Annotated in this window: 24 protein-coding genes; 8 read left to right on the top strand and 16 right to left on the bottom strand. The window is 60.3% G+C overall.

Going from position 1 to position 22,959, the window contains the following annotated elements; genetic code table 11:
- The first annotated feature begins 89 nt into the window (after nucleotides 1-89).
- From GNX18_RS14680 to GNX18_RS14670, 3 genes are all read left to right on the top strand, one after another.
- Nucleotides 90-608: an RNA polymerase sigma factor gene (locus tag GNX18_RS14680; protein WP_240914024.1), complete on the top strand. Its 519-nt coding sequence runs from the start codon at nucleotides 90-92 to the stop codon at nucleotides 606-608.
- Complete coding sequence (locus tag GNX18_RS14675) at nucleotides 608-1,387, top strand: hypothetical protein (RefSeq protein WP_166218998.1); 780 nt, start codon at nucleotides 608-610, stop codon at nucleotides 1,385-1,387. Before GNX18_RS14680 ends, GNX18_RS14675 begins: the two co-directional genes overlap by 1 nt.
- 64 nt (nucleotides 1,388-1,451) lie before the next feature.
- Nucleotides 1,452-2,042, top strand: coding sequence for a hypothetical protein (locus GNX18_RS14670; RefSeq protein WP_166218996.1), 591 nt, complete (start codon nucleotides 1,452-1,454; stop codon nucleotides 2,040-2,042).
- 26 nt (nucleotides 2,043-2,068) lie between these two features.
- Here the strand turns inward: GNX18_RS14670 and GNX18_RS14665 are convergent, their stop codons facing one another.
- Together GNX18_RS14665 and GNX18_RS14660 are read right to left on the bottom strand one after the other, a co-directional pair.
- Nucleotides 2,069-2,824: a VIT1/CCC1 transporter family protein gene (locus tag GNX18_RS14665; RefSeq protein WP_240914023.1), complete on the bottom strand. Its 756-nt coding sequence runs from the start codon at nucleotides 2,822-2,824 to the stop codon at nucleotides 2,069-2,071.
- Nucleotides 2,821-3,393, bottom strand: coding sequence for a macro domain-containing protein (locus tag GNX18_RS14660; protein ID WP_240914022.1), 573 nt, complete (start codon nucleotides 3,391-3,393; stop codon nucleotides 2,821-2,823). Before GNX18_RS14660 ends, GNX18_RS14665 begins: the two co-directional genes overlap by 4 nt.
- A 97-nt stretch (nucleotides 3,394-3,490) precedes the next feature.
- Between GNX18_RS14660 and GNX18_RS14655 the strand changes: the two genes are divergently transcribed.
- Nucleotides 3,491-4,609, top strand: a complete 1,119-nt coding sequence (locus tag GNX18_RS14655; protein ID WP_138234266.1) for a diguanylate cyclase — start codon at nucleotides 3,491-3,493, stop codon at nucleotides 4,607-4,609.
- 14 nt (nucleotides 4,610-4,623) lie between these two features.
- On the opposite strand, the gene GNX18_RS14650 is transcribed toward GNX18_RS14655, so the two are convergent.
- Nucleotides 4,624-5,013 carry a thioesterase family protein gene (locus tag GNX18_RS14650; protein ID WP_166218994.1) on the bottom strand — a complete coding sequence of 130 codons (390 nt, stop codon included), beginning with the start codon at nucleotides 5,011-5,013 and terminating at the stop codon, nucleotides 4,624-4,626.
- 237 nt (nucleotides 5,014-5,250) lie between these two features.
- On the opposite strand from GNX18_RS14650, the gene GNX18_RS14645 reads away from it, so the two are divergent.
- Complete coding sequence (locus GNX18_RS14645) at nucleotides 5,251-6,930, top strand: NAD-dependent malic enzyme (RefSeq protein WP_166218992.1); 1,680 nt, start codon at nucleotides 5,251-5,253, stop codon at nucleotides 6,928-6,930.
- 84 nt (nucleotides 6,931-7,014) lie between these two features.
- On the opposite strand, the gene GNX18_RS14640 is transcribed toward GNX18_RS14645, so the two are convergent.
- The 3 genes from GNX18_RS14640 to GNX18_RS14630 form a co-directional block, all read right to left on the bottom strand.
- Complete coding sequence (locus GNX18_RS14640; RefSeq protein ID WP_166218990.1) at nucleotides 7,015-8,910, bottom strand: DUF885 family protein; 1,896 nt, start codon at nucleotides 8,908-8,910, stop codon at nucleotides 7,015-7,017.
- A gap of 71 nt (nucleotides 8,911-8,981) precedes the next feature.
- Nucleotides 8,982-9,839 (bottom strand): mechanosensitive ion channel family protein, encoded by an 858-nt coding sequence (locus GNX18_RS14635; RefSeq protein WP_138234263.1) that lies wholly within the window; start codon nucleotides 9,837-9,839, stop codon nucleotides 8,982-8,984.
- A gap of 363 nt (nucleotides 9,840-10,202) precedes the next feature.
- Nucleotides 10,203-12,332, bottom strand: coding sequence for a prolyl oligopeptidase family protein (locus tag GNX18_RS14630; RefSeq protein WP_166218988.1), 2,130 nt, complete (start codon nucleotides 12,330-12,332; stop codon nucleotides 10,203-10,205).
- Between the two features lie 108 nt (nucleotides 12,333-12,440).
- Here GNX18_RS14630 and dtd point away from each other — a divergent pair, with 108 nt between their 5' ends.
- Nucleotides 12,441-12,887 carry a D-aminoacyl-tRNA deacylase gene (dtd, locus tag GNX18_RS14625; RefSeq protein WP_138234261.1) on the top strand — a complete coding sequence of 149 codons (447 nt, stop codon included), beginning with the start codon at nucleotides 12,441-12,443 and terminating at the stop codon, nucleotides 12,885-12,887.
- Here the strand turns inward: dtd and GNX18_RS14620 are convergent.
- Complete coding sequence (locus GNX18_RS14620) at nucleotides 12,818-13,879, bottom strand: aminopeptidase (protein ID WP_240914021.1); 1,062 nt, start codon at nucleotides 13,877-13,879, stop codon at nucleotides 12,818-12,820. The two genes, dtd and GNX18_RS14620, sit on opposite strands and share 70 nt — an antisense overlap.
- Before the next feature lie 130 nt (nucleotides 13,880-14,009).
- Here GNX18_RS14620 and GNX18_RS14615 point away from each other — a divergent pair, with 130 nt between their 5' ends.
- Nucleotides 14,010-14,243 (top strand): hypothetical protein, encoded by a 234-nt coding sequence (locus GNX18_RS14615; RefSeq protein ID WP_166218984.1) that lies wholly within the window; start codon nucleotides 14,010-14,012, stop codon nucleotides 14,241-14,243.
- A gap of 106 nt (nucleotides 14,244-14,349) precedes the next feature.
- Here the strand turns inward: GNX18_RS14615 and tatC are convergent, their stop codons facing one another.
- The 8 genes from tatC to ubiE form a co-directional block, all read right to left on the bottom strand.
- Nucleotides 14,350-15,093: a twin-arginine translocase subunit TatC gene (gene tatC, locus GNX18_RS14610; protein ID WP_138234258.1), complete on the bottom strand. Its 744-nt coding sequence runs from the start codon at nucleotides 15,091-15,093 to the stop codon at nucleotides 14,350-14,352.
- A 45-nt stretch (nucleotides 15,094-15,138) separates the two neighbouring features.
- Nucleotides 15,139-15,801, bottom strand: coding sequence for a Sec-independent protein translocase protein TatB (gene tatB, locus GNX18_RS14605; protein ID WP_166218982.1), 663 nt, complete (start codon nucleotides 15,799-15,801; stop codon nucleotides 15,139-15,141).
- A gap of 27 nt (nucleotides 15,802-15,828) precedes the next feature.
- On the bottom strand, nucleotides 15,829-16,077 hold the full coding sequence (gene tatA / locus GNX18_RS14600) for a twin-arginine translocase TatA/TatE family subunit (protein WP_138234256.1): 249 nt from the start codon (nucleotides 16,075-16,077) through the stop codon (nucleotides 15,829-15,831).
- Nucleotides 16,078-16,151: 74 nt separating this feature from the next.
- Nucleotides 16,152-16,499 (bottom strand): phosphoribosyl-ATP diphosphatase, encoded by a 348-nt coding sequence (locus tag GNX18_RS14595; protein WP_138234255.1) that lies wholly within the window; start codon nucleotides 16,497-16,499, stop codon nucleotides 16,152-16,154.
- Nucleotides 16,496-16,915 (bottom strand): phosphoribosyl-AMP cyclohydrolase, encoded by a 420-nt coding sequence (gene hisI / locus GNX18_RS14590; protein WP_138234254.1) that lies wholly within the window; start codon nucleotides 16,913-16,915, stop codon nucleotides 16,496-16,498. Before hisI ends, GNX18_RS14595 begins: the two co-directional genes overlap by 4 nt.
- Before the next feature lie 248 nt (nucleotides 16,916-17,163).
- On the bottom strand, nucleotides 17,164-18,801 hold the full coding sequence (gene ubiB, locus GNX18_RS14585) for a ubiquinone biosynthesis regulatory protein kinase UbiB (RefSeq protein ID WP_166218980.1): 1,638 nt from the start codon (nucleotides 18,799-18,801) through the stop codon (nucleotides 17,164-17,166).
- Between the two features lie 4 nt (nucleotides 18,802-18,805).
- Nucleotides 18,806-19,447, bottom strand: a complete 642-nt coding sequence (locus GNX18_RS14580; protein ID WP_166218978.1) for an SCP2 domain-containing protein — start codon at nucleotides 19,445-19,447, stop codon at nucleotides 18,806-18,808.
- A gap of 184 nt (nucleotides 19,448-19,631) precedes the next feature.
- Complete coding sequence (gene ubiE / locus GNX18_RS14575; RefSeq protein ID WP_166218976.1) at nucleotides 19,632-20,381, bottom strand: bifunctional demethylmenaquinone methyltransferase/2-methoxy-6-polyprenyl-1,4-benzoquinol methylase UbiE; 750 nt, start codon at nucleotides 20,379-20,381, stop codon at nucleotides 19,632-19,634.
- Between the two features lie 116 nt (nucleotides 20,382-20,497).
- Here ubiE and GNX18_RS14570 point away from each other — a divergent pair, with 116 nt between their 5' ends.
- Entirely contained in the window at nucleotides 20,498-21,361 is an 864-nt protein-coding gene (locus tag GNX18_RS14570; RefSeq protein WP_166218974.1) for a CHAD domain-containing protein, read from the top strand.
- A gap of 8 nt (nucleotides 21,362-21,369) precedes the next feature.
- Here the strand turns inward: GNX18_RS14570 and GNX18_RS14565 are convergent, their stop codons facing one another.
- Entirely contained in the window at nucleotides 21,370-22,914 is a 1,545-nt protein-coding gene (locus GNX18_RS14565; RefSeq protein WP_166218972.1) for an alkaline phosphatase, read from the bottom strand.
- Nucleotides 22,915-22,959 lie beyond the last annotated feature (45 nt).

Raw genomic sequence — 22,959 nt, 5'->3', positions numbered from 1 at the left:
CACGGCTCAGTACCGGTAAAATTCCCGCACAGAGAAAAAATTCGCAGAAACTTGGAATAAATCGGGGGCCAGGCCGTTAACCAGGCAAGTTGAACAAGAAGTCGAACGAGAACATGACCATGCGAGACGAGCTGACGTCACTGCTACCGTCGATCCGGCGCTTTGCGTTTTCCCTCACCGGGTCCATGGCAGATGCGGACGATCTGCTGCAAAACACCGTGGAGCGTATCCTGAGTCGCCAGATGCCGGCAGATGTGGAGCTGGCCAAATGGGCGTTTCGGGTGTGCCGCAACCTATGGATCGACGAGTACCGTGCGCGCAAGGTCCGTATGGAAGCGGCAGAGCAACCGGAGCTCGCGGAGGGCCAGGTGGTGGATGGCGAGCGGGCGGTAACCGGTGAAATGGAACTGGAGCGGGTAAACCGCGCCATGAACCGGCTGCCGGACGAGCAGCGCTCGATTCTGTCATTGGTGGCGCTACAGGGCCTGTCCTACAAAGATGTGGCCGCCACCTTGGAAATACCCATAGGCACCGTGATGAGCCGGCTGGCGCGCGCCCGCGCCGCCCTGTGCGAGACACTGAATGCGCCCGCAACGAGGACCACCTGATGAGCCAACACAACCCAGCCAATCGCTCCTCAATCACTGACGAACAACTGAGCGCCTTTCTGGACAGAGAGCTGCCGGAGGCACAAATGGATCAGATCCGCGCACAGCTGACAGTGGACGAATCCCTCGCTGATCGACTGGCGCAACTGGCGGCAGTGGATCAGGCCGTGAATGAAACCTACTCCTCCATCGATCAGCGCCCAATGCCCGGCGCAGTAACCGATCTGCTGACACAGAAGCAACCGGCAAGCGCCGAGATTGTCGCTTTCCCCCTGTGGCGGCGCGCCCAGCAAAAGACCCAGCAGCAGCTGCAGCGCCACACGGGCATGGCCGCGGCGGTGGCACTGGCTATCGGCCTCGGCGCCGGCTGGCTGCTGCCGCAGCCCAATGCCGGCGGTGATCAGTGGCAAACCGTAGCCGCCAGCCTAGAGCGGGCCCCCAGCGGCGTCAGTCAAGAACTGGCGGACGGCCGCACCATTACCCCCCGCCTGACCTTCCGCAATCAGCAGGGAGATTACTGCCGCCAGTTCCAACTGCGCGATGGTACCCGGGGCTCGGAGAACATCGCCTGTCGCAGTGACGGTGGCCTGTGGCAGCTGGCCGCCTCGATACAGCTGGAGGTAGTGCAGGCGCCGGGCAGCTATCAGACCGCTACCGGGGGGTCGCTACTGGACAGTGCACTGGACGCCATGGCCGCGGAAACCCTCGCGCCAGATCAGGAGCAAAAATTAATTGGAAAAGGTTGGAATAAATCCACAGTGGGGCCGTCAACCCGGTAAGTGACGCGCGCATGCTGCGACGTTGACTTCACATCAGTTTCCACAGCAACAGGGAAGACCAGCCATGAAAATCTTCAATATCAAATCAGCCAGCGCTATTTTTGCCACCGTGATGGCCCTGATTCTGAGCACGGGATGCACGTCTTCATCCACCCACTCACCTGGCTACAGGGCTGCCAAGGGGGCGGGCTATGGCTACCGGGAGAGCAAGATCGCCGAAGACCGCTACCGGGTCAGCTACAAATCCCGTGGCAACAATCGTGGCGAGGCGGAAGATTACGCTCTGCTGCGCGCCGCCGAGCTCACTCTGCTTGAGGATTTCGACTGGTTTGTCGTAATACGCCAGGACACCCAAGTGGATCACGGAATGCCGGAGAGCGGATTCGGTGCCAGTACCAGCTACCGCAGCGGCCCGGATTACGTCACCACCCGCGACTGCGGATTGCTGACCTGCACCACCAGCACCCGCCCGGCGCCCACAAGCTATTCCGCCAGCCTGCACACCGGTAGTCATGCCCAAAACAAGCGCGTCAGTACCGAAACCAGCCTCGAAATTCGCATGGGCCGCGGTGTACGTCCGGCGGGGACAGACAGCCAGGAAAGCATTGAAAGCTACGATGCGCTGGAGGTTCGCAACAATCTGAATGGGAATTGATTGTTCAGGTTTCCTGCGGCGGATTGCTACGCGACCCCGAATGCCTGCTGGAGAATAGTTCCAACGGCAAAAGCAATGCCCGCCGCGCCACTTCCCAGCAGAAATGTGCCGAACCCCGCGCGCACCAGGGAAGTTTGAAACACCCACCCCTTCAGCAGGCCGATGGAAAAAAACACCAGTCCGGCAAGCGCCGTGCTGATGGTAAATTTCTGCGCAAAGTTATCCCCAGCATATAAAAACGGCAGTAGAGGAATCAGCCCCACCACAACAAAGGCCACGAAAGTCCACCAGGCTGAGGCCAGTGGGTTGGGGTCGACAAGGCTGAGCCCGTATTCCTCGCTCAGCATGGTATCTATCCACAGCGTCCGGTCTGCAGTCACTGTATCGACAATGTGCTCCAGGTTCTCACCACTGAACCCCTTGTTGGCAAAAATTTGCCGGATTTCTTCGCGCTCTCCCTCGGGCACCACACGGATATGCTGCTCTTCGGTGCGGCGCGCGTGCTCGGCAAAACGTCGCTGGGCACTGACCGCCTCGTAGTTGCTCACCGCCATACTGACACCGTCTGCCAGCAGGTTGGCCACCCCCATCACCAGCACCACTAGAGGAGGAAATCCCGCGCCGAAGGCCCCGGAGACAATCGCAAACGTGGTGATGCAGCCGTCGATGGCACCCAGCACCAGATCGGACATCCGCTCCGGACGCCGCGGCTGTCGCAGGCGGCGGGCAATATTTTCCGGCCGGTGTTCCCGCTGCAGTTGCCGGCGCCGCGACGGTTTCACGACCCGTGTTCAGCGGACGTTGATCTGCCGTAGAAGCGCGTGTTTACCCGATGCCAGTCCGCCAGTGCCGCCTTGCTGTGCAGGCAGACGGTTATCAGGGAAAAATCGTTGCGCGCGCGGTGCAAAGCTTCAAGCCCCTGGTGTGCCGCCAACTCGTGGGGAAAGCGGTTGGTGCCGGCACCGAGTGCCGGAAACAGCAGTCGCTTCAAGCCGCGCTGACGCGCAAGCTCCAGCACACTCTCATAGCACTGACGCAATTGCTCCAGCCCACGCGCGCCCCACTGATCGCCGCTGCTCCACTGCGGGGTGACGGTGTGGAGCAGATATTGCACCGGAAGATTGGGGGCACTGGTGATACGGGCCTCGCCCACCGCACACTCCGGTAGCTGCGAGCACTCACTCACCAGAGTCTCGCCGGCGCGGTCATAGATCTGCGCAGAAAGACCGCGACCGCGAATCAGGTGTTTATGTGCAGGACATACAAGGGCGTCGGCCCCAATAATGAGAATTTCGTCACAAATCAGTTGCAGCTGTCCCATGCCGGTCTCCGCGCCAGTACTGTTCGCCATTACTATAGCCCGTTGGCCGCGGGTGTCTGTCTGCGAGCCCGGGGTATGACGGCCTATGGAACAGGCCGCGATGACAATTCGAACAAGACCAGGAAAGATGGAAACTTCTGCACCGCTCAATCCGCGCGCCGGCGTCAACTCAGACCACCCGGATTTCGACGCTATCGCCCAGGATCCTATCGCCCAGGTTTTGGGCCTGGACCTGCGCCGCCGCATTCAGGCCTCCGGCTATATGTTGATTTTTGCCCTCGCCATTACCGGTGCCATGGGTGTGATCGCGCTGATGGCCGCGGACCTGTTTCTCGCCGGCACCCTGTCGGCGGTGACCGCGGTGATTCTGGGAGCCTACATCGGCGTCAATATCGCCGGCCCCAGCCGCAAGACACCGGTGCTGGTGGGCGCGCTGCTGCTGGTGCTCTATTTTTACCTGCTGCTGTCTGGCGGCGTGAACAACACCGGATTGATGTGGGCGGTGATGCTGGTGCCCGGGTTCATCAACCTCTATGGCTACAAGTGGGGCACGGTGACGCTTGGCATTGTCGGCGGTGCCACCGCGCTGATCCTGTTCTACCCGGATTTTCCCGGCCTGCTGGCCCAGTACGACACCGGCCACCGCGTGCGCTTTATTGCCATTTTCGGCGCGCTGACCGCGCTCACCGCGATCCTCGACAGCAGCCGCCACCAAACCCAGCAGATGCTGCATAAGCTCACCGCGGAGCTGGAGAACCACGCCTGCACCGACGCGCTCACCGGCCTCGCCAACCGGCGTGAAGCCTACCGCGCTATCAATGAACTGGAGCGGCGCAACCGCGAACTGGCGGGGCGCTACACGGTGTTGATCGGCGATCTGGACAGTTTCAAGGCCATCAACGATACCTTTGGCCACAGCTTCGGCGACCGCGTACTGCGGGATGTGGCGCAGACCTTGCGCGAAAGCACCCGCGCGGACGATGTGGTGGCGCGCTGGGGCGGGGAGGAATTCCTGATCCTCCTGCCGAATACCGACGTGGATGGCGGCGGTATCCTGGCGGAGAAGTTGCGCCAAAAGGTGGAAGCGCTGAGCGAGACCTATGCGGAGGACGTAAAGATCTCCATCAGCTTCGGCGTGGCTGAGGGCAACGCCGGAACCGACGGCCAGAACCAGTTGCTGGCGGAAGCGGACTCACGCATGTACCGCGCCAAGAGTGCCGGCCGCAATCAGGTGGTCAGCGTCTGACCCCGACTTCTGGATCAGGCGAGGTGCCGCAGTAGTTTTTCCCGCACCGCATCGGGGATCGGCGCCTTACTCTGCTTGTCGTAATCGAAGTGCACCATCACGCAGTCCCCCTGAGCCACTAGTTGGCCCTTCTGCCACACTTCCTGATGGATGGTCATCGAGGTGTTGCCCACCGCACTCAGGCTGGTTCTCACTTCCACCGGTGCGAACAGGTAGATCTGGGCGACAAAATCCACCTCCATTTTTTTCAGGATCAGGTTCCACTTGACCAGCGACAAGTCCGGATTGAACAGCTGGAAAATCGGCATGCGGCCCTGTTCGAACCACACCGGCAGCACAGTGTTGTTGATGTGCCCGAGGGCGTCGGTTTCGCTGAAACGGGGTTCTACCTGGTAAGTGAACATCGGTCTTTTTCTCACTGGCTCTCGTTGAAAACGCAAGCGCAGATTTAATCAGCCGGCGGCGCCATCATCCAGTGATCATCTGCCATAAATGGCGGAAAGCCCGGACAAATGTTTGCATTTGCAATCTGCTGCGGCATATCTGGTCAAGTGCGCGTAAAATCTGCGGCCAAATCCGCTACGCTGATTTTTTTAGCGCCCGCACCCAACGCGCGGTAATTTACCGACTGAAATAGTTTTATGAGTCAGAAAGATAAACGCCCCCTCTATATCCCTCACGCCGGCCCCTCCCTGTTGGAAATCCCCCTGCTCAACAAGGGCAGCGCATTCACCCTGCAGGAGCGCATTGAGTTCAACCTGATCGGCCTGTTGCCGAACAATGTGGAGAACATCAATGAGCAGGTGCGCCGCGCCTATCACCAGTACGAGCAGTGCCGCACGGACCTGGAGCGCCATATCTACCTGCGCGCGATACAGGACGACAACGAGACCCTGTTCTTTCGCCTGATCGAGCAGCACATCGAAGAGATGCTGCCGATCATCTACACCCCGACCGTGGGTGCGGCTTGTGAAGAATTTTCCAATATCTACCGCAACCACCGCGGCCTGTTTGTGTCCTACCCGGACCGCAAACATATGGACGACATTCTGCGCAGCGCCACCAAGGAAAATGTGAAGGTAATCGTGGTCACCGACGGCGAGCGCATCCTCGGCCTCGGCGATCAGGGTATCGGTGGTATGGGTATCCCCATCGGCAAACTGTCTCTGTACACCGCGTGCGGCGGCATCAGCCCCGCTTATACGCTGCCGGTGATGCTGGATGTCGGCACCAATAACCGCACCCTGCTGAACGATCCCATGTACATGGGCTGGCGCAACGAGCGCATTTCCCAGGAGGAGTACGACGAATTCCTAGAGGAGTTCATTGCCGCGGTGAAGCGCCGCTGGCCCAAGGTACTGATCCAGTTCGAGGACTTCGCTCAGACCAACGCCATGCCATTGCTGAATCGCTACCGCGACAAGGTGTGCTGCTTCAACGACGACATTCAGGGCACCGCTGCGGTGGCTCTCGGCACTATGCTTGCCGCCTGCAAGGCCAAGGATGAAAAACTGTCGAAGCAGAGGGTACTGGTCGTCGGTGCCGGTTCCGCTGGCTGCGGCATCGCCGAGCAGGTTGTGGCAGCGATGGTCAATGACGGCCTGTCGGAAGAAAAGGCACGCGAGCGCATTTTCATGTTCGACCGCTACGGCCTGGTGATGGACAACATGAAGGGCCTGCACGATTTCCAGCAAAAACTGGCGCAGAGTCCGGAGAAATATCCACAGGCACCCGAATGGAACCTGCAGGCGCTGATCGAACAGGTGAAGCCCTCTATCCTCATCGGTGTGTCCGGCCAGGGCGGCCTGTTCACCCAGCCGGTCATCGAAGCCCTGCACAAGGGTTGCAAGCGCCCACTGGTGATGCCGCTGTCCAACCCCACCTCCCGCGCCGAGGCCATGCCACACGAAGTGCTGGAGTGGACCAGGGGCGAAGCCATGGTGGCAACCGGCAGTCCGTTCAATCCGGTGGAACTCGACGGTGAAAAGTACGCGATTGCGCAGTGCAATAACGTGTACATTTTCCCCGGTATCGGTCTTGGCGTCATCGCTGCCGGCGCCAACCGGGTAACGGAAAACATGCTGATGGCGGCATCCAACGCACTGGCGGAAAACGCACCGGTGGTAAAAGAGGGCAGCGGCGCGCTGCTGCCGCCGCTGTCGCAGATTCGCGAAGTGGGCAAGGCCATCGCCATGGCGGTGGGCAAACAGGCCCAGACCGATGGCGTGGCGCCGGGTATCACCGAAGAGAAACTGGAAAAAAATATCGAGAAGAATTTCTGGTATCCGGATTATCGCCGCTACCGTCGCCGCGCGTTCTGATCCGCGTTCCTATTTCGAAACGGAGCAGGCACAAAAAAAGCGGGCTGCACTGAGCCCGCTTTTTTATTGGTGCAACGCCTGAGATCAGGACTGTTTTACGCTGGCAATCCAATTGTTTACACGCTTCTCCAACAGCGGCAATGGCAGTGCGCCGCCGCCGAGTACCGTGTCGTGGAAAGCGCGGATGTCGAACTGGTCACCCAGTTGCTCTTCCGCCTTGCCGCGCAGCTCCTCGATTTTCAACATACCAATCTTGTACGCGGTAGCCTGGCCGGGCACGGTCAGGTAGCGGCGCACCTCGGAACGCACGGCGCCCTCGGGAATGGCGGAATTTTCCAGGAAGTACTCCACCGCCTGCTCCTGGGTCCAGCCCTTGGCGTGCATGCCGGTATCCACCACCAGGCGGATGGCGCGCCACATTTCCGCGGTCAGGCGGCCGAAGTCGCGGTAGGGGTCCTTGAACTGACCCATTTCCTTGGACAGCTTCTCGGAATACAGCGCCCAGCCCTCTACGTACGGAGTAAAGTGCGCCTGGGTGCGGAATTGCGGAATACCTTCGAGCTCCTGGGCGATGGAGATCTGCATATGGTGACCGGGATTGCCTTCGTGATAGGTCACGGTTTCCATATCGGTGGTGGACAGCGCGCTCATGTCGGACATGTGCACATAGTAGGTACCCGGACGCTTGCCGTCGGGAGTGCCGGGCACATAGTGCTGGGCGCCACCGGGCACTTCGCGGAAGGCCTCCACGCGTTTTACCACGAGGTCCGCTTTCGGCAGCAGGCCAAAATACTCCGGCAGTTTGCTCTTTACATCGGCGAGGTAGCCACGGGTTTCTTCCAGATACTTTTCCCGGCCCTCATCGGTGTTGGGGTAGTAGAACTGGTCATCGGTGCGGATGAAGGCGAAGAACTCCGTGAGACTGCCGTCGAAGCCTACCTTGTCCTTGATGGCTTCCATCTCCTTGCGGATACGCGCCACTTCGTCGAGGCCGATCTGGTGTACCTGTTCGGCGGTCAGCGGCAGGTTGGTGTAGTTGGACAGACGGTTGCTGTAGAACGCATCGCCATCCGGCAGGTTGGAAACGCCTTTTGGTGCTTCGTCCGCATTGGTGCGATCTTCCTGCAACCAGGCAATATACGCGTCGTAGGACGGCTTGAGCTCACCGATCAGGGCTTTTTCCACCTGCGCCTGCAGATCCTTGGCGGTGGCGTCGTCGATCTTGCCCGCGTCCTTCAGAGCCGCAATTTTTTTCTTTGCATCCGCCATCAGCGGCGCATCGTCACCCTCGCCAAACGGCTGGCCGGTGGTGACCTTCTGCGCGCGCTCAATCGCGGTGTCGTAGGCGAAACGGGGCGGACGAATGCCCTTTTTGGCCGAACCCTGCGCACGCTCCAGCAGCTGGCCGAGGGCGGTGCTGATACCGCCGATACGGGCGATGTAATCGCGCATATCCTGCTCGGTATCCACCTTGTGCTGGTTGATCAGGAAGGTGGGGAACTGGGCTTCGGGGCCGCCCAGTTCACTGGCGAAATAGCTGTGGTCCCAGTAGGGCTTGTCGGCAGCATCCTGTTCGTACTGGTAGATCCACAGATCGTAGGACTCCTTGCCGGCATCCGTGAGCTTGTTGTAGTCGAACTTCTGCTTCATTTCCTCGACAGTAGCTTTTTTCCATGCTAGCTCGCGCTCGTCGGCGGCTTTGCTCATGTCGTCGATCTTGTCGTACTGCTCTTTGCGCCCCAGGTAGCTGAGCTGAATCGGGCTGAATTGCAGCTCCTCCTCGTATTTCGCATCGAACCATTCGCCAAGACGTTTGGTCTCCGCGTCCTGTTCGCTCTGCGCAGCCGGCGCCGCATCGGTGGCCTGCTGTTCCGCGGTTACCGCGCCGGATTCCAGCTGGGCTTCTTTTTTGGGTTCTTCCGCCTGCTGACAACCCGCCACAACGGATGCAATCACCAGACTCAGGAGCGCCTTGCGCATACTTTCTGCCTCTCTGTTCAGGAATGAAATCAGGAAAATCTTATGGATATTCTGTGTGTCTGCTCGCGGGATCAACCGCTCACTTCGCCCTGGGCATCCTTCACCAGTTTTTTCTGCGCGGTGTCTACGATATGCAGTTCGCGCTGGGGGAAGGGAATGGTAAGACCTTCCGCTTCCAGTGCGGGCTTGAGCTTTTTCATCAAGTCCCAGTATACGTCCCAGTATTCGTCAGTCTTGGCCCAGGCGCGCAGGTGCAGATTCACCGAGCTGTCGGCCAGTGCGCGCACCGCGTAGGTGGGCTCGGGGTCGGCGAGGATACGCGAGTCATTAGCCACCAGTGTGCGCAACACGTTCATACCGGTCTCGATATCGTCACCGTAGGCAATGCTGGCGATGATCTCGATGCGGCGGCTTGAGTTGCGGGTAAAGTTGGTCAGGGTCTCGCCCCACACCTTGTCGTTGGGGGCGGAAATACGCAGGCCATCCGGGGTATCCAACTCGGTGGTAAACAGGCCGATCTTGCGCACGGTGCCGATAATGCTGCCGAACTGGATGGTCTCACCCACGCGGAAGGGCCGCAGGCCCAGCAGTACAAAACCCGCGGCGATACAGGCGAGGGTATCCTTGAGGGCGAGACCGACCGCGAGGCCGGCGGCACCCAGCAGGGCCACCAGCGAAGTGGTGTTGGCCCCGAAGATGTCCAGCACCACCAGACCACCCACCACATAGGTGCCCCATACCGCGAGGGTTTCCAGCACCGGGATCAGGGTTTCGTCGATGCCGCGCTCACTCAGGCGGTTGACGCCGCGGGCCACAATCTTTGCCGCGATCCAGGTCACCAGCAGTGCCAGCAGCGCCCACAGCACATTGAGACCGACCCCCATCACCAGAGGCCAGAGCTCTTCCAACTGCGCTTTAAGTCCATCCACGGATAATTCTCCCCTGTCTGCAATTACTGGTAAAAACTGGCACAAGGATACGGCAATCGACCGGACGCCGACTAGGCTCAGATCACAGGGTTATCGCGTATTCCTACCGGGGTTTGGCGATTAGTGTCCGCCGCCGGAAAAGAAATAGTGCTGGATCAACTGCAGTACCAGCAGGGTCATGACCAGTACAAAAATGATATTGCTGCGATTCATACCATTCTCCGCGTTATTTTCCCTCTGCCGTTACCGGCGCCAGCGATAACGGCCCTTGGGACACCAGTCAGCCTCGCGGCTCGCGCAGTGTTTCTTCCAGGCTGATCTCGTTGCGATAGCCCAGCTGGCGTTCAGCACGGCGGCTGTGGATTACTGGATTTCCAGGCCGAGTTCATGGGCCAGAAATGCGTACTGATTGGTGAAATCCTCCACCTGCATCCACACCGGTTTGCCGGCGCCGTGGCCTGCGCGGGTTTCTACCGCCAGATAAACGGGATTGTCGCAGCTCTGGTCGCGCTGCAATGCCGCGGCAAACTTGTAGCTGTGCCACGGGACCACTCTATCGTCGCGATCGGCTGTGGTAATCAGGGTCGCCGGATAACAGGTGCCCTTTGTGGTGTTGTGAACCGGTGAATACGCGTAAAGCGCGGCGAACTCGTCCTTGTTTTCAGAGAGTCCGTAATCGCTCGACCACTGGCGCGCGTTGGCGGATGCCGTGTGGTAGCGCAGCATGTCGAGCACGCCGACGATAGGCAGCGCTACCTTGAACAGTTCCGGGCGCTGCACTTCAGTAGCACCAACCAGCAAACCACCGTTGGAACGGCCCATGATGCCGAGTTTCTGCGGTGATGTGATTTTTTCGTCGATCAGCCATTGGGCCGCGCCGATAAAATCATCGAATACATTCTGCTTCTGCAGCTTGGTACCGGCCTTGTGCCAGTCGCCACCGTACTCGCTGCCGCCGCGCAGGTTCACCATGGCGAAGGTGCCGCCCATATCCAGCCAGCCGGCAAAGCGGGTGTAGAACTGCGGCAGTTGTGCGGCATTGAAGCCGCCGTAGCCGTACAGCAGGGTGGGATTTTTCGCGTCTTTTTTCAGGCTTTTTTTGTGCACCAGGAACAGCGGTACACGGGTGCCGTCCTTGCTGGTGAAGAAGTGCTGGCTCACGGCGTAGTCGGAAAAGTCCGCCGGGTACTTCGGCTGTTTTACTTTTTCACTTTTTCCGCTGGCCACATCCAGCTTGTAAATGCTGGGAGGCGCGAGGAAATTGCTGAAGGCGTAGTAGGTTTCGCTGTCGTCCGGCTCGCCGTAGAAACCCTGCACCGTGCCCATGCCCGGCAGTTTCAATTCGTACTGCTGCTTGCCGCTGAGATCGGTCACCACCACCTTGGATTTCGCATCTTCCAGGTAGTGCAGTACAAAGCGGCCGCCGATCAGGCTGGCGCTCTGCAGCGCATTCTTCTGCTCCGGTACCAGGGTTTTCCAGTTGGATTTTTCCGGTTTTTCCAGGTCGATAGCGACGATCTTGCCGTTGGTGGCTCCGGCATTGGTTTCAAAGTAAAACGTTTTTCCATCGTTGCCGAGGTAGCTGTAGAGCGCATCCCAGTCGTTCAGCAATTTCACCACCGGCGCTTTTTCATCGCGCAGGTCTTTGTAGTACACGCCGTTGCTGTCGTAGCCGTCGAAGATGCCGAAGATCAGGTAGTTGCCGTCGTCGCTGACCTGGGCTTCCGGATTGCGGGTGGGGTGGTCAGTGATTTCGTATACCAGCCGGTCTTTACTCTGGGGCTCGCCGACCTTGTGGAAATACACCGCCACCTGCTTGCTGTCGTCGGCGCTGCCGTCTTTGTTGTACGGATAACGGCTGTAGTAAAAACCCGATTCGTCCTTGGCCCAGCTGGCGCCGCTGAACTTGATCCCGGTGAGGTGATCCGGCAACAGGCGGCGGGTCTTCAAGTCGCGCACCCGGTAGTCGGTCCAGTCGGTGCCCCCGTCGGACGTACCGTAGGCGAGGTAGCGGCCTTTGGGGCTGACGGAGTAGTTCTTCGCGGCGATGGTGCCGTCCTTGCTCAGCGTGCGCGGGTCCAGCACAACGCCGCCGTCCTCGTGAATGTCTCTGGTGCTGTAGAACACGCTCTGGTCCCAGCTGCCGTCGTTGTATTCATAGAATACCTGGCCGGCTTTTTTGTACGGTACGCCGTACTGCTCGTACTGCCACAGTTCGGTGAGGCGGTCATTAACTTTCTGCCAGCCCGGCAGCGCCTTGAGGGCGGGCAGGGAAAAGTCATTCTGTGCGGTTACCCAGTCCTTCACCGCCTTGGAGTCCTGATCTTCCAGCCAGCGGTAGGGGTCACTGACTTTGGTGCCGAAGTAATCGTCCTGCTGGGCCACTGTTTTGGTGTGCGGATAGTGGGAGGAGGATTTTCCACCGCTGGCGACCGCGATGGCGGCTGCGGCGGCAATAGCGGCGGTGAGCAGGGCAAGTCCGAATTTATTCATGGGTGGCTTCCGGGATCTTCTGAGTCGATGGTCTGGGACCGAACCGGTACACTAGGCGATTCGCCAGCGGGGTGCCAGTTGCGCCAAGCAGTTTAGAAGAGGATTACGATGAAAGGCCTGATTCAGCGGGTAAAACACGCGAAAGTGGAAGTGGGCAGTGAATCCGTCGGGGCCATCGACCACGGCATCCTGCTACTGCTCGGTGTGGAGGCGGACGATAGCCCGGAGAGTGCCGACAAACTGCTGCACAAGGTACTGAACTACCGCATATTCAGCGATGAACAGGGCAAGATGAACCTGAATGTGCAGCAGGCTGGCGGCGGGCTGCTGGTCGTCAGTCAGTTCACCCTGGTGGCGGATACCGCCAAAGGTCTGCGCCCGAGTTTCAGCCGCGGCGCCAGCCCGCAACAGGCGGAAGCACTGTATGACCATTTCCTGCTGCGGGCGCGTGCGGCGATGCCGGCGGAATTGCCGGTTGCCGGCGGTCAGTTTGCGGCGGACATGCAGGTGTCGCTCTGCAACGATGGCCCGGTAACGTTTTTGCTGGAGGTCTGACCGGCGCCCGCGCTTTGCGCGCGTTTGCCCAGCGCGTCCAGCCGCGCCTTGCGCCGATCTTTCGGCAGCGCACCCAACTGCTCCACCGCGGTGTAAAACGCTTCCCAATCGCTGCCGCTGTCCCGGTACAGCTGGGCAAAGGCGGGCACCTGCGACTGGTACTCGCTCACCAGCGCCAGGGTGGCGTTGTTGGTTTTCTCCACCAGTTTGGTGAACTGCTCGTCCTGCTCCCAACCTTTCGACACCTCGCGGTAGCAGTGGCGCAACTGCTGCAGGGTGCGCGCTTTCTTCTCACGCTTTTCCGCATCGCTCAGCGGCGAGCCGTAGATTTGCTGCAGCTGTTTGCGCGCGCTCACCATCAGGCTGTTCACGCGCTGCGCCTGGGCGACACTTTCCACCTTGGGTGCGGGAATCCCCTGGCGGCGACGCCAGTCCGGCAGTGCAATGCGCGATACCGCGGTGGCAAAGCTCTCGTTGAACTGGGTATCCCCGGAAATATATACCCGCCGGTGCGCCAGCTCGTGAAACAGCAGGCTGGCGAGACGATCCGGCTGCCAGTTCACGAAGCTTGACAGTACCGGGTCGTCAAACCAACCCAGCGTACTGTAGGCGGGGACTGGTCCCAGATACACGTCGTAACCCTCGGCGCGCAAGCGCCCGGCGTGGACTTCCGCATCCGCCTTGTCGAAATAGCCGCGATAGCTGGCGCAGCCGGCGATGGGGTAGCACCAGCGCTTCGGCGACAGCGAGAACTCCGGCGCCGCAATCAGGTTCCACAGTGCGTACTCGCCTTCGAGCTGGGTGAATTCACTGTAGGCACGGCCCACCGGCAGGTGCAACTCGGCGCCCGCATAGGCGCGGATGGCCTGCACCCAATGCAATTGGCGGCGGAGTTTTGCATCGGTGTGCTCGTCCGCCACCAGACGGTCAATGGGCTCGCGCCCGGCGAGGATTTTCAGTTGGCCGGAGGCGGCCTGGGAATAGAAGTACACCGTTTCGCAGCCACCGAGAAATGTGCAGAGCAGAAGTAAAGCCGCGCGCCAGGGACGGCCAAACCCGGGGAAAAGAGCTAGCTTTGTGTTAAGGGTGTCCTTCAGAAGGATATTTTTCAGGGAGTCTTCCATGCCACCTGTTGCCGCTGTATCGCTGGTATTTGCGCTGGTGCTGGGTGCCGTACTGTGGATTTATGTGCTGCGACTGTCCTTTGCCGAGTCTGCCTTGAGCGGCATCGTCGCCATTCTTCTGCCACCACTGGCACTGGTAAACATATTGGCACATCGGAGGCAGGACCGTGAGCTGGTCACTTTGACCGGCGCGGTAATTCTGCTGATCTGCACCGCGGTCGCCACCGCCTGAGCATCTTCCGCCTGAGTACATCTTCCGCTTGATAGGCGCACGGCCAAACATGACGGGCTCCCGGTGTCCTCCTGCAGCACGCCGGGCGCAGTTTCAGATCTGCCCGTCAGGGTGATTCCACTTCTTCTTCCCGTTGGCCGCGTTTGATCCAGCGCCCGAAGAACACGCCGATTTCGAACAGCAGCCACATGGGCACCGCCAGTAACGTCTGGGAAATCACGTCCGGCGGGGTCAGCAACATACCAATGGCGAAGCAGGCGACGATGATATAGGGGCGTTTCTTCGCCAGCCCCTCTGCGGTAACCGCGCCACTCCAGATCAGCACGATGGTGGCGATGGGAATCTCAAACGCGAAGCCGAAGGCAAAAAACAGCTTCAGCGCCAGGTCGAGATACATGCGAATATCCGGCATCACCTTGATATCCGCATCTGCGGAACTGATAAAAAAGTCAAAAATCAGTGGGAAAACCACGTAGTAGGCAAAGGCCATACCCGCATAAAACAGCACAATACTGGAGACAAGCAACGGCGCGATCAGGCGCTTTTCGTGCTTGTACAACCCCGGGGCGATAAATGCCCAGAATTGGTAAAGCACAACTGGAATAGCGATAAAGAACGCCAGCACGAAGGTAGTCTTAAATGGCGTAAGGAAGGGCGAGGTGACCTCGGTGGCGATCATGCCCGCGCCCTCCGTCAGGCGCGCCTGCAGCGGATCGGCGACGAAATCGTATATCTCGTTGGCGAAAGGCGCCATGCAGGCAAAAATCGCCACCACCACCAGCAGGGTTTTCAGCAGACGGTCCCGCAGCTCGATCAGGTGCTCGATAAACGGTTGTTCCCTGTCAGACATGAATGATCACCCGAGATAAATGGATAGCCACTTGTGAAGCGTTGCTCATTGGCGCTTGTCTTCCGCCGGTGCCGAGTTGTTTTTGGACGAGGTTTCAGCGGGCGCACTGCGGGCTGAATCACCGGGGTCGACGCTGTCCACGTCTGCCCACGCATCGCCTTCCTCATGCTTGAAGTGATCGGGATGGTGCGGGTTGAACTCCGGGTCGCCGTGATCGTGCAGGTGCTCGGGATATTCCGGGTCTTCCAGATCCTCGTCGTTTTCGTCGTCCTCCGGCAGATAATCATCGGCGCGCTTGGTACCGGCTTCCTGCTCCGGCAGGTAGTCCTGCGCAACCCGCAGCTGATCCGCCTGCGGGTCCGGCTCGGAGGAGGGCACCGGCTGTACACCCTGCTTGAGTTCTTCCGCCTGGCGCTCTACGTCTTTCAGATCCTGCGCAAACTTGCGCTCGGCATCTTTGAACGTACGCTCCATTTCCGCCTTGCTCTCGCGCAACTCGCGCAGTACGCGCTCGTTGTGCAGCTCGCGGCGAATATCGTCGGCGCCGACCTCGCGCTCCAGCTCTTCACGGGCACTGCCGAGGGTCTGTTTGATCTGGGTCCACCAGCGCACCGTGGTGCGCACGGCGTCGGGCAAACGCTCGGGACCTATGACCACAAGACCTACGACGCCGACCAGCAGCAGTTCAAAAAATCCGATATCAAACACGCGCTCATGCTCGCTCAGTGCGGACGTTTACTTGTCCTGGGACTGCTTTTCTTCGCTGCCGGTTTTCTGCTGGGACTTCACGCTGTCGTCCTTGCCCAGCAATTCCGGGTCTTTATCTTCTTCCTCATCGTCTTTTTTGCCGTCTTCTTTCATGGCTTTCTTGAAGCCCTTGATGGCACCGCCCAGATCGCCGCCGAGATTGCGCAGACGCTTGGTGCCAAAAATCAGCAGTACGATGACCAGCAGGATCAGTAATTGTTGCCAGCTAATGCCCATGTGAAATGCTCCTGAAAGTTGTTCTCGAAATGTGGTTCGCGAGTTCGATTCGCGACGGGGTTCGCCTCAACCGCTCAATCCTGCGCTCGCGACGCTTTTTCTTCCAGCCCCGACAGGCCAAAACGACGGCCCAGCTCGTCGAGCACCTCGCGGGAATCGCCGCCCAGATGCGCAAGCATCACCAGGGAATGAAACCAGAGGTCGGCGGTCTCGCCGATCAGCGCCCGGTACTGCTCGCTGTCTTTGCCTTTGCCCTCGGCATCCTTTGCGGCAATCACGAGTTCGGTGGCTTCCTCGCCCACCTTTTCCAGAATCTTGTTCAGCCCCTTGCGGTGCAGGCTCGCCACGTAGGATGACTCCGCATCCCCTTGTTGCATGCGCAGCCGCAACACCCGGTCCAGTTGTATCAGCATATTGCTCATGGCGACTTTTTTTCTACCTGCGTTGTCTGTGCGTAGATGGTCTGCGGGTCGACGATCACCGGCTGGCGGATCTGCCACTGGCCGTTCTCCAGCACCTGGTAAAAACAACTGGTGCGCCCGGTATGACAAGCGATACCCCCCAGCTGTTCCACCAGCAGTACGATGGTGTCGCCGTCGCAATCGAGGCGGATCTCCCGCACCTGCTGCACATGCCCGGAAGATTCGCCCTTGCGCCACAGCTTGCCGCGGGAGCGCGACCAGTAGACCGCGCGCCCTTCTTCCACCGTCAGGCGCAGCGACTCCCGGTTCATCCACGCCATCATCAACACCCGTCCGGTTTTGACATCCTGGGCTATGGCGGGCACCAGCCCTTCGCTGGTCCAACTGACCGCCTCAGTAAAATCGGTTTCGTTCACGGTTTGCGTCCTTACTGCATTCGTTATTGTAGGCTGACGAGCCTGTTGGGCACCCAGAGCATTGCTGGTTCTGGTCTTCACTGCAGAGCCTGCTTGCCGGGCCCGGGTGAGAGCAGCGAGCAATGCTCTGACGGGCGACCGGCCAGGGATGGCCGGGCCGGACTCTGCCCCATGGACGGCTGCTTGCGATAAAGCTTTGGTTCGCCTGCAAGCAGGCTCCTACAGGGTAACGCGACCCGATATTCAACTCAGGGCCACAGCAACAGCCCCAGTGCCGCCGCCCCCAGCGCCCAGCTCATCGCCGGCACCTGCGCCAACAGGCCGGGGGAGGCCAGCAACGCGGCACCCGCCGCTAACAGGCCTCCAACCACCATACGCGCGTAGCGCGCGCGTCCGCGCCGGCGACTGCCCGCCAGCTGTTCACTCAACTGCTGCAGCCGCGGGCCCAGCTCGCGCCCCTGCTCCAGGGCGGAAAACGCAAGTTGCGGCAGTTGAGGGAATTTTTCCAGCCATTCTGGTCCGTATCGTCGAATTTCGCCGACGATGGTTTTTGGGTGGATACGCTCGCGCATCCACCGTTCCAAAAATGGATGGGCAGTCTTCCACAGATCCAGTTGTGGATAAAGCTGGCGCCCCAATCCCTCAATATTCAACAGGGTTTTCTGCAACAGCACCAGCTGCGGCTGCACCTCCATATCGAACCTTCTGGCGGTCTGGAACAGGCTGATCAGAACCCGTGCGAAGGAAATTTCCCCCAGCGGTTTCTCAAAGATGGGTTCGCACACGGAGCGGATCGCCGCCTCGAAGGCATTTACCGGCGTGTCCCGGCGCACCCAGCCGCTCTGCACGTGCAGCTCCGCCACCATGCGGTAGTCGCGCCGGAACATGGCCAGCAAATTGCGCGCCAGATAGTACTGATCCTCGCGGGTCAGGCTGCCAACGATGGCGGTGTCGATGGCGATGTATTGGGGGCGGTCGGGGTGCTCGCGGGATACAAAGATGTTTCCCGGGTGCATGTCCGCGTGGAAGAAATTGTGCTCGAACACCTGCTTGAAAAAGATCTCCACGCCGCGCTCGGCCAGCAGTTCCATATTGGTGTTCTGCGCGCGCAGCTGTGCCAGATCCGTCACCGGAATACCGTGGATTCGCTCCAGCACCAGCACATTCTCGCGGGTGTAGTCCCAGTGCACCTCGGGAATATACAACAGCGGGGAGTTGGCAAAATTGCGCTTCAGCTCGGAGCCATTGGACGCCTCGCGCACCAGATCCAACTCGCCCTCAATAGTGTGGCGGTAATCCTCCACCACCTCCACCGGACGCAAACGGCGACCGTCCGGCAGATAGCGCTCGATCCAGCGGGCGATATGGTGCAGCAGCTCCAGGTCCTGCTGGATCACTTTATGGATGCCGGGGCGCAGCACTTTAACCACCACCGCCTGGCCCGGCTCACCGTTCCGACCTTTCAGCCGCGCCGCGTGCACCTGCGCCACAGATGCCGACGCCAGAGGCTCGCGCTCGAACTCGGCAAACAGCTCATCCACGGTTGCACCCAGCGCCGCTTCTATGCGCGCAATGCACTGCTCCGCGGGATACGGCGGTACATTGTCCTGTAGCTGATTCAGCTCCCGCACCATATCCACCGGCAGCAGATCCGGGCGGGTGGACAGCAACTGGCCGAACTTCACATAAATCGGCCCCAGATCCTCCAGCGCCCGCCGCAGCCTCTCACCGCGGCCCATGTTCTTCACTTTGCTGCCCTGCGGCAGCAGCTTCGCCGGCGCCCACAGCGCCCGCAGCCACAGCGGCTGGTGCTCTGCGGGAACCAGCTCGTTAAGGCGATAGCGCAGGAACACCCGCGCAATGGTCAGACTTCTCGCGATCGGCACCTTGCTACTTCTCCTCGCCGTCGAGCCGGCGGCGCAAAATCTCAATGCGCGCCTCCAACCGGTCCACTCCCTGAGCAAACCCGGCTACATCCTCCGCAAACGCCTCAAACTGCGCCTGCGGCGGCGTCATCCGCCACTCCTCACTCACAGCCTCGGCGCCCGCCTTGGGTGCAGAACCCAGCGCGTCTTTCAGCCAGCTCGCCGCCAGGCGAAAACCGGTGCCCAACTGGTGCGCCGGCGCATCGCCGATCAGCTTCGCCAGCGGCTCCTCCCAGTCGATATCCAGATCCCGCAGGATGGATTGCAGCTCCGCCAGCAGCGCACTGGAACCGCGAACCGTTACCCCCAGCCTGGCCGGCGTCGCATCGCGGTTTCTCAGCAATTGCAGGAACGCCAGTGCCGAGCCGGACAGCTCCGTGGTCACCTCACCACTCCAGCGGCTGTGCACCTCGACATAGCCACCTTCATCATCCTCGTCGTCGATCACCAGAAACAGATTTATGGCAGGCGCCGTGAGATTCACCCCCAGCACCTTGCCCGCCAATTTGCTCAGGCGCGCGCGGCTGCCCGGGTCGTAACGCAGGGCGGTGTTGATGGCGGTTTCCAGGGTGGCGTCGAAGCCGGCGCGGAAGGTGGGATCACTCATTCTTCTATTGGTTTTGCTCGAAGCTCAAAACGCCGATGAGAAGGCGCCGATGCCGGGGTCTGTTTGCGGGACCGTCTGCGGCCTGGATGGCCGCAGCCGAGCCCCCATGGATGGGTTCACGGCGTGTCCCGCAAACAGACCCCGGTAGCGGCGCCGCCACAGGACAAGAACCTAACCCCAGAAATTAGGGCTTGATGCCTTTGTGCAAGGCAACGATACCGCCGGTCATATTGTGGAACTCGCAGTCCACAAACCCGGCATCGCTCATCATGCCTTTCAACGTATCCTGATCCGGATGCATACGGATACTCTCGGCCAGATAGCGATAGCTGTCTGCATCATCCGCCACCAGTTTGCCCATAAACGGCAGCAGGCGGAACGAGTACTGATCGTAAACCTTCTCCAGCAGCTTCGACTGCGGCTTGGAAAACTCCAGCACCAGCAACCGACCCCCGGGCTTCAACACCCGCAGCATCGAACGCAGCGCCAAATCCTTATCCGTCACATTGCGCAAACCAAACGCGATAGTAATGCAGTCAAACGTATTGTCCGGAAACGGCAGGTACTGGGCGTCCGCCTGAACCGTCTCCACATTCCCCGCAATACCGCGATCCAGCAGGCGATCGCGGCCCACCTTCAGCATCGACGCATTGATATCCGCCAGCACCACCTTACCGGTTGGACCCACAATGCGGGAAAACCGCGCCGTCAGATCCCCGGTGCCCCCAGCAATATCCAGGATCGTCTGCCCCGGGCGCGCCGCCGACAACTCGATGGTAAAACGCTTCCACAGACGGTGGATGCCACCGGACATCAAATCGTTCATCACATCGTAGCGGGCCGCCACCGAGTGAAAAACATCCGCCACCCGCCCGGCCTTCTCTTCGACCGGCACCTGCTGGTAGCCGAAATGGGTCGTCTTGCGTTCCGTCATCTTGCGCCTGCTGTGCCAAATTCAGGGCGGTATTGTACATGGGGCGCGCCCCGTGGGCACTCGCCGGGAGGACACAAGCCTACACTGGATACTCCCCAGAGCCATCGGGATCATTCGTGACCTACCATTTTCGCCCTGAAAGTTTGCCCAATGTGGAAATGCAGCGCATCGCCCGAGAGCAGATCGCCGCAGCGCTGGATGCCAGCCTCCAGTTGGATACCGACGAAGCCACCCACCAGATCCGCAAACACTGCAAAAAGATGCGCGCACTGGTGCGCCTGGTGCAAAAGACCAACGGCGAGGCTGAATCACTCTACCGCTTCGAAAACACCCACTACCGCCGCATTGCCGATCTGCTTTCCGGCAGTCGCGACGCGGTTTCACTCCACGACGCGTTGCGCAAGCAGCTGGGCGACGAACGCTTTCCGGCGACCGCGGCGCTGCTCAAATCCCGTATCGACACCTCAGGTGCGCAGGAAGCGCTGCAACAGGCGCGGGATTTACTGCGGCAGGGTGCGCAGCATGTCGACACCTGGGATCTGACAGGTCTCGACAGAAAGGACCTGATGCGCGGCTACGCGCGCAGCTACCGGCGTACGTTCAAGGCGATGGAAAAGGCCTTGCCAGACGATGACGACGGGCGCATGCACACATTGCGCAAACGGGTAAAAGACCAGTGGTACCACACCCGCTTGCTGCAGCCGCTCAAGCCGAAAAAGATCGGCCGCCGCCGGGCGCGCTTGAAAACCCTGGCGAGCGCACTGGGCGACTGGCGCGACCTGCGCCTGCTGTGCGCCTTCCTGGCCAGCCATAAACAGGTATTGAGTGCTGAAGCAGAAGAGGAGCTGATACCGCTGCTGGATGCCGCACAGCAGCGGCTGGCTGAATTGCGTGAAGTGATCGGGTGCGAGTGCGAACTGCTGTTCCGGCACAAGCGCTGGAAACAGCAGCGCTTGTGCAAGGTCCCCGCGCCCGATTGAAAGACGGGTTATTTGCGTTTGAGCAAACCGCCGGCGTGGGCCATCACGTGAAAGATGTAGTTCTGCTCGTGCGTGCCGGACAGCAGCTGTGAGCCCGGGCCGCGCGCCCAGATGCCCACGTCTTCACCACCGTGGGTTTCACCCGAGGTGGGCACCAGCGCCTCCTGGAAAAATCCCGGGTTCCGGGTGTTGACCTCGCTGATATCGGCGCGCCCGGGATGGGTGTGGGTATCGCGGCGGTTGTCGGAATCGGTTTCCCTGCCCAGATCCGCAAACCCCTGCCCGTTGGCGTAGCCGACGGTGGTGTAGGGCTTGCCGTCGCTGGCGAGATCCGGGGTTTTCCTGGGCTCGCCGCGCTCGTCGTTGCCGATCACTTTGCCGAGAATCGGGTTGCCGCGGGTAGGGTAGCCGGCGATGGTGAAGGTATGGCTGTGGTCGGCGGTGACGATGATCAGGGTGTCCTTGGCATCGGTGTTGTCCATGGCCACCTGCACCGCTTTGGCGAATTCCACCGCATCGTGCAGCGCGTTATAGGCATTGCCCGCATGGTGGCCGTGGTCGATGCGGCCGCCCTCCACCAGCAGGAAATAGCCTTCCTTGCCCCGCTTCAGCAATTCGATACCTTTCGCGGTCATCTCGCTGAGCGATGGTTCACCGGCCTTGTCGTTGTGGCGGTCGGCTTCATAGCGCATGTGCGAGGGCTGGAACAGACCGAGCAGTTTGTCGGTGGATTGGATGTTCAGCTTGTCGAAGCCGGACTTGTCTTCGATATACACCGCGTTTTCGCCGTAGCGCTTCTGCCATTCGCTCACCAGATTGCGGCCGTCTTCGCGCTTGCCGGCAGCCCCTTCCAGATCGGTCACACTGGTCGGCAGGAAGCCGCGGCGGCCGCCGCCCATGATCACGTCGATGCCGTCACCCACGTTCATTTCCACCAGCTGCGCGGCGATATCGCGGCAGCCTGCGGGCGCGGAGTATTCCCAATCGCGCTCCGGTACCTTGGCGTAGGTGGATGCGGGTGTGGCGTGAGTGATGCGCGCGGTGCTGATAATGCCAGTGCCCTTGCCACGGGTTTCCGCCAGTTCCAGCGCGGTGGTGAGCGGGTGTTCGAGGCTCGCCTTGCAGTCGCCGCGGGCGACGCTTTCACCCACGCCGATGAACCCCGCCTTGGTTTTTACCCCGGTGACCATCGCGGTGGCGGTGCCGGCGGAGTCCGGGGTCTGCTGGTTGGTGTTGTAGGTTTTGATCAGGCCGGCGAACGGCATTTTTTCGAAGCTCAGCTGGTATTCCTCGCCGTCGAGGCCCTGCTGCTGGCCCGCGAGAATACGCGCGGCGGTGACGGTGGAGATGCCCATACCATCGCCCACAAACAAAATGACGTTTCTCGCCGCGCCGCGTTTGTTGTTGATCTCCACCTCGGCCGCCTGCTGCAAGCTGGCCTGGGCTTCATTGAACCAATGGCTGTCGCGCTGGCTTTCCGGCAGCTTTTCGGTCGCAAGGGTCGCTGTAGAAAGTGCACAGGCGAGTGCTGCGGCGATGGATTTACGGATCATTGAATTACCCCCGGGCAAACAGACGAAAGAAAAGACGCCAATTAG

It is taken from the genome of Microbulbifer sp. SH-1 (genome assembly GCF_011326135.1).
Classification (GTDB): domain Bacteria; phylum Pseudomonadota; class Gammaproteobacteria; order Pseudomonadales; family Cellvibrionaceae; genus Microbulbifer; species Microbulbifer harenosus.
This window is presented reverse-complemented; position numbering and strand designations above follow the sequence as displayed.

Excerpts from the sequence above, each read along its gene's own strand:
- GNX18_RS14675 (WP_166218998.1), top strand. The coding sequence starts at position 608 with ATGAGCCAACACAACCCAGCCAATCGCTCCTCAATCACTGACGAACAA.
- GNX18_RS14670 (WP_166218996.1), top strand. The coding sequence starts at position 1,452 with ATGAAAATCTTCAATATCAAATCAGCCAGCGCTATTTTTGCCACCGTG.
- GNX18_RS14660 (WP_240914022.1), bottom strand. The coding sequence starts at position 3,393 with ATGGCGAACAGTACTGGCGCGGAGACCGGCATGGGACAGCTGCAACTG.
- GNX18_RS14655 (WP_138234266.1), top strand. The coding sequence starts at position 3,491 with ATGGAAACTTCTGCACCGCTCAATCCGCGCGCCGGCGTCAACTCAGAC.
- GNX18_RS14650 (WP_166218994.1), bottom strand. The coding sequence starts at position 5,013 with ATGTTCACTTACCAGGTAGAACCCCGTTTCAGCGAAACCGACGCCCTC.
- GNX18_RS14645 (WP_166218992.1), top strand. The coding sequence starts at position 5,251 with ATGAGTCAGAAAGATAAACGCCCCCTCTATATCCCTCACGCCGGCCCC.
- GNX18_RS14640 (WP_166218990.1), bottom strand. The coding sequence starts at position 8,910 with ATGCGCAAGGCGCTCCTGAGTCTGGTGATTGCATCCGTTGTGGCGGGT.
- GNX18_RS14630 (WP_166218988.1), bottom strand. The coding sequence starts at position 12,332 with ATGAATAAATTCGGACTTGCCCTGCTCACCGCCGCTATTGCCGCCGCA.
- dtd (WP_138234261.1), top strand. The coding sequence starts at position 12,441 with ATGAAAGGCCTGATTCAGCGGGTAAAACACGCGAAAGTGGAAGTGGGC.
- GNX18_RS14615 (WP_166218984.1), top strand. The coding sequence starts at position 14,010 with ATGCCACCTGTTGCCGCTGTATCGCTGGTATTTGCGCTGGTGCTGGGT.
- tatC (WP_138234258.1), bottom strand. The coding sequence starts at position 15,093 with ATGTCTGACAGGGAACAACCGTTTATCGAGCACCTGATCGAGCTGCGG.
- tatA (WP_138234256.1), bottom strand. The coding sequence starts at position 16,077 with ATGGGCATTAGCTGGCAACAATTACTGATCCTGCTGGTCATCGTACTG.
- GNX18_RS14595 (WP_138234255.1), bottom strand. The coding sequence starts at position 16,499 with ATGAGCAATATGCTGATACAACTGGACCGGGTGTTGCGGCTGCGCATG.
- GNX18_RS14580 (WP_166218978.1), bottom strand. The coding sequence starts at position 19,447 with ATGAGTGATCCCACCTTCCGCGCCGGCTTCGACGCCACCCTGGAAACC.
- ubiE (WP_166218976.1), bottom strand. The coding sequence starts at position 20,381 with ATGACGGAACGCAAGACGACCCATTTCGGCTACCAGCAGGTGCCGGTC.
- GNX18_RS14565 (WP_166218972.1), bottom strand. The coding sequence starts at position 22,914 with ATGATCCGTAAATCCATCGCCGCAGCACTCGCCTGTGCACTTTCTACA.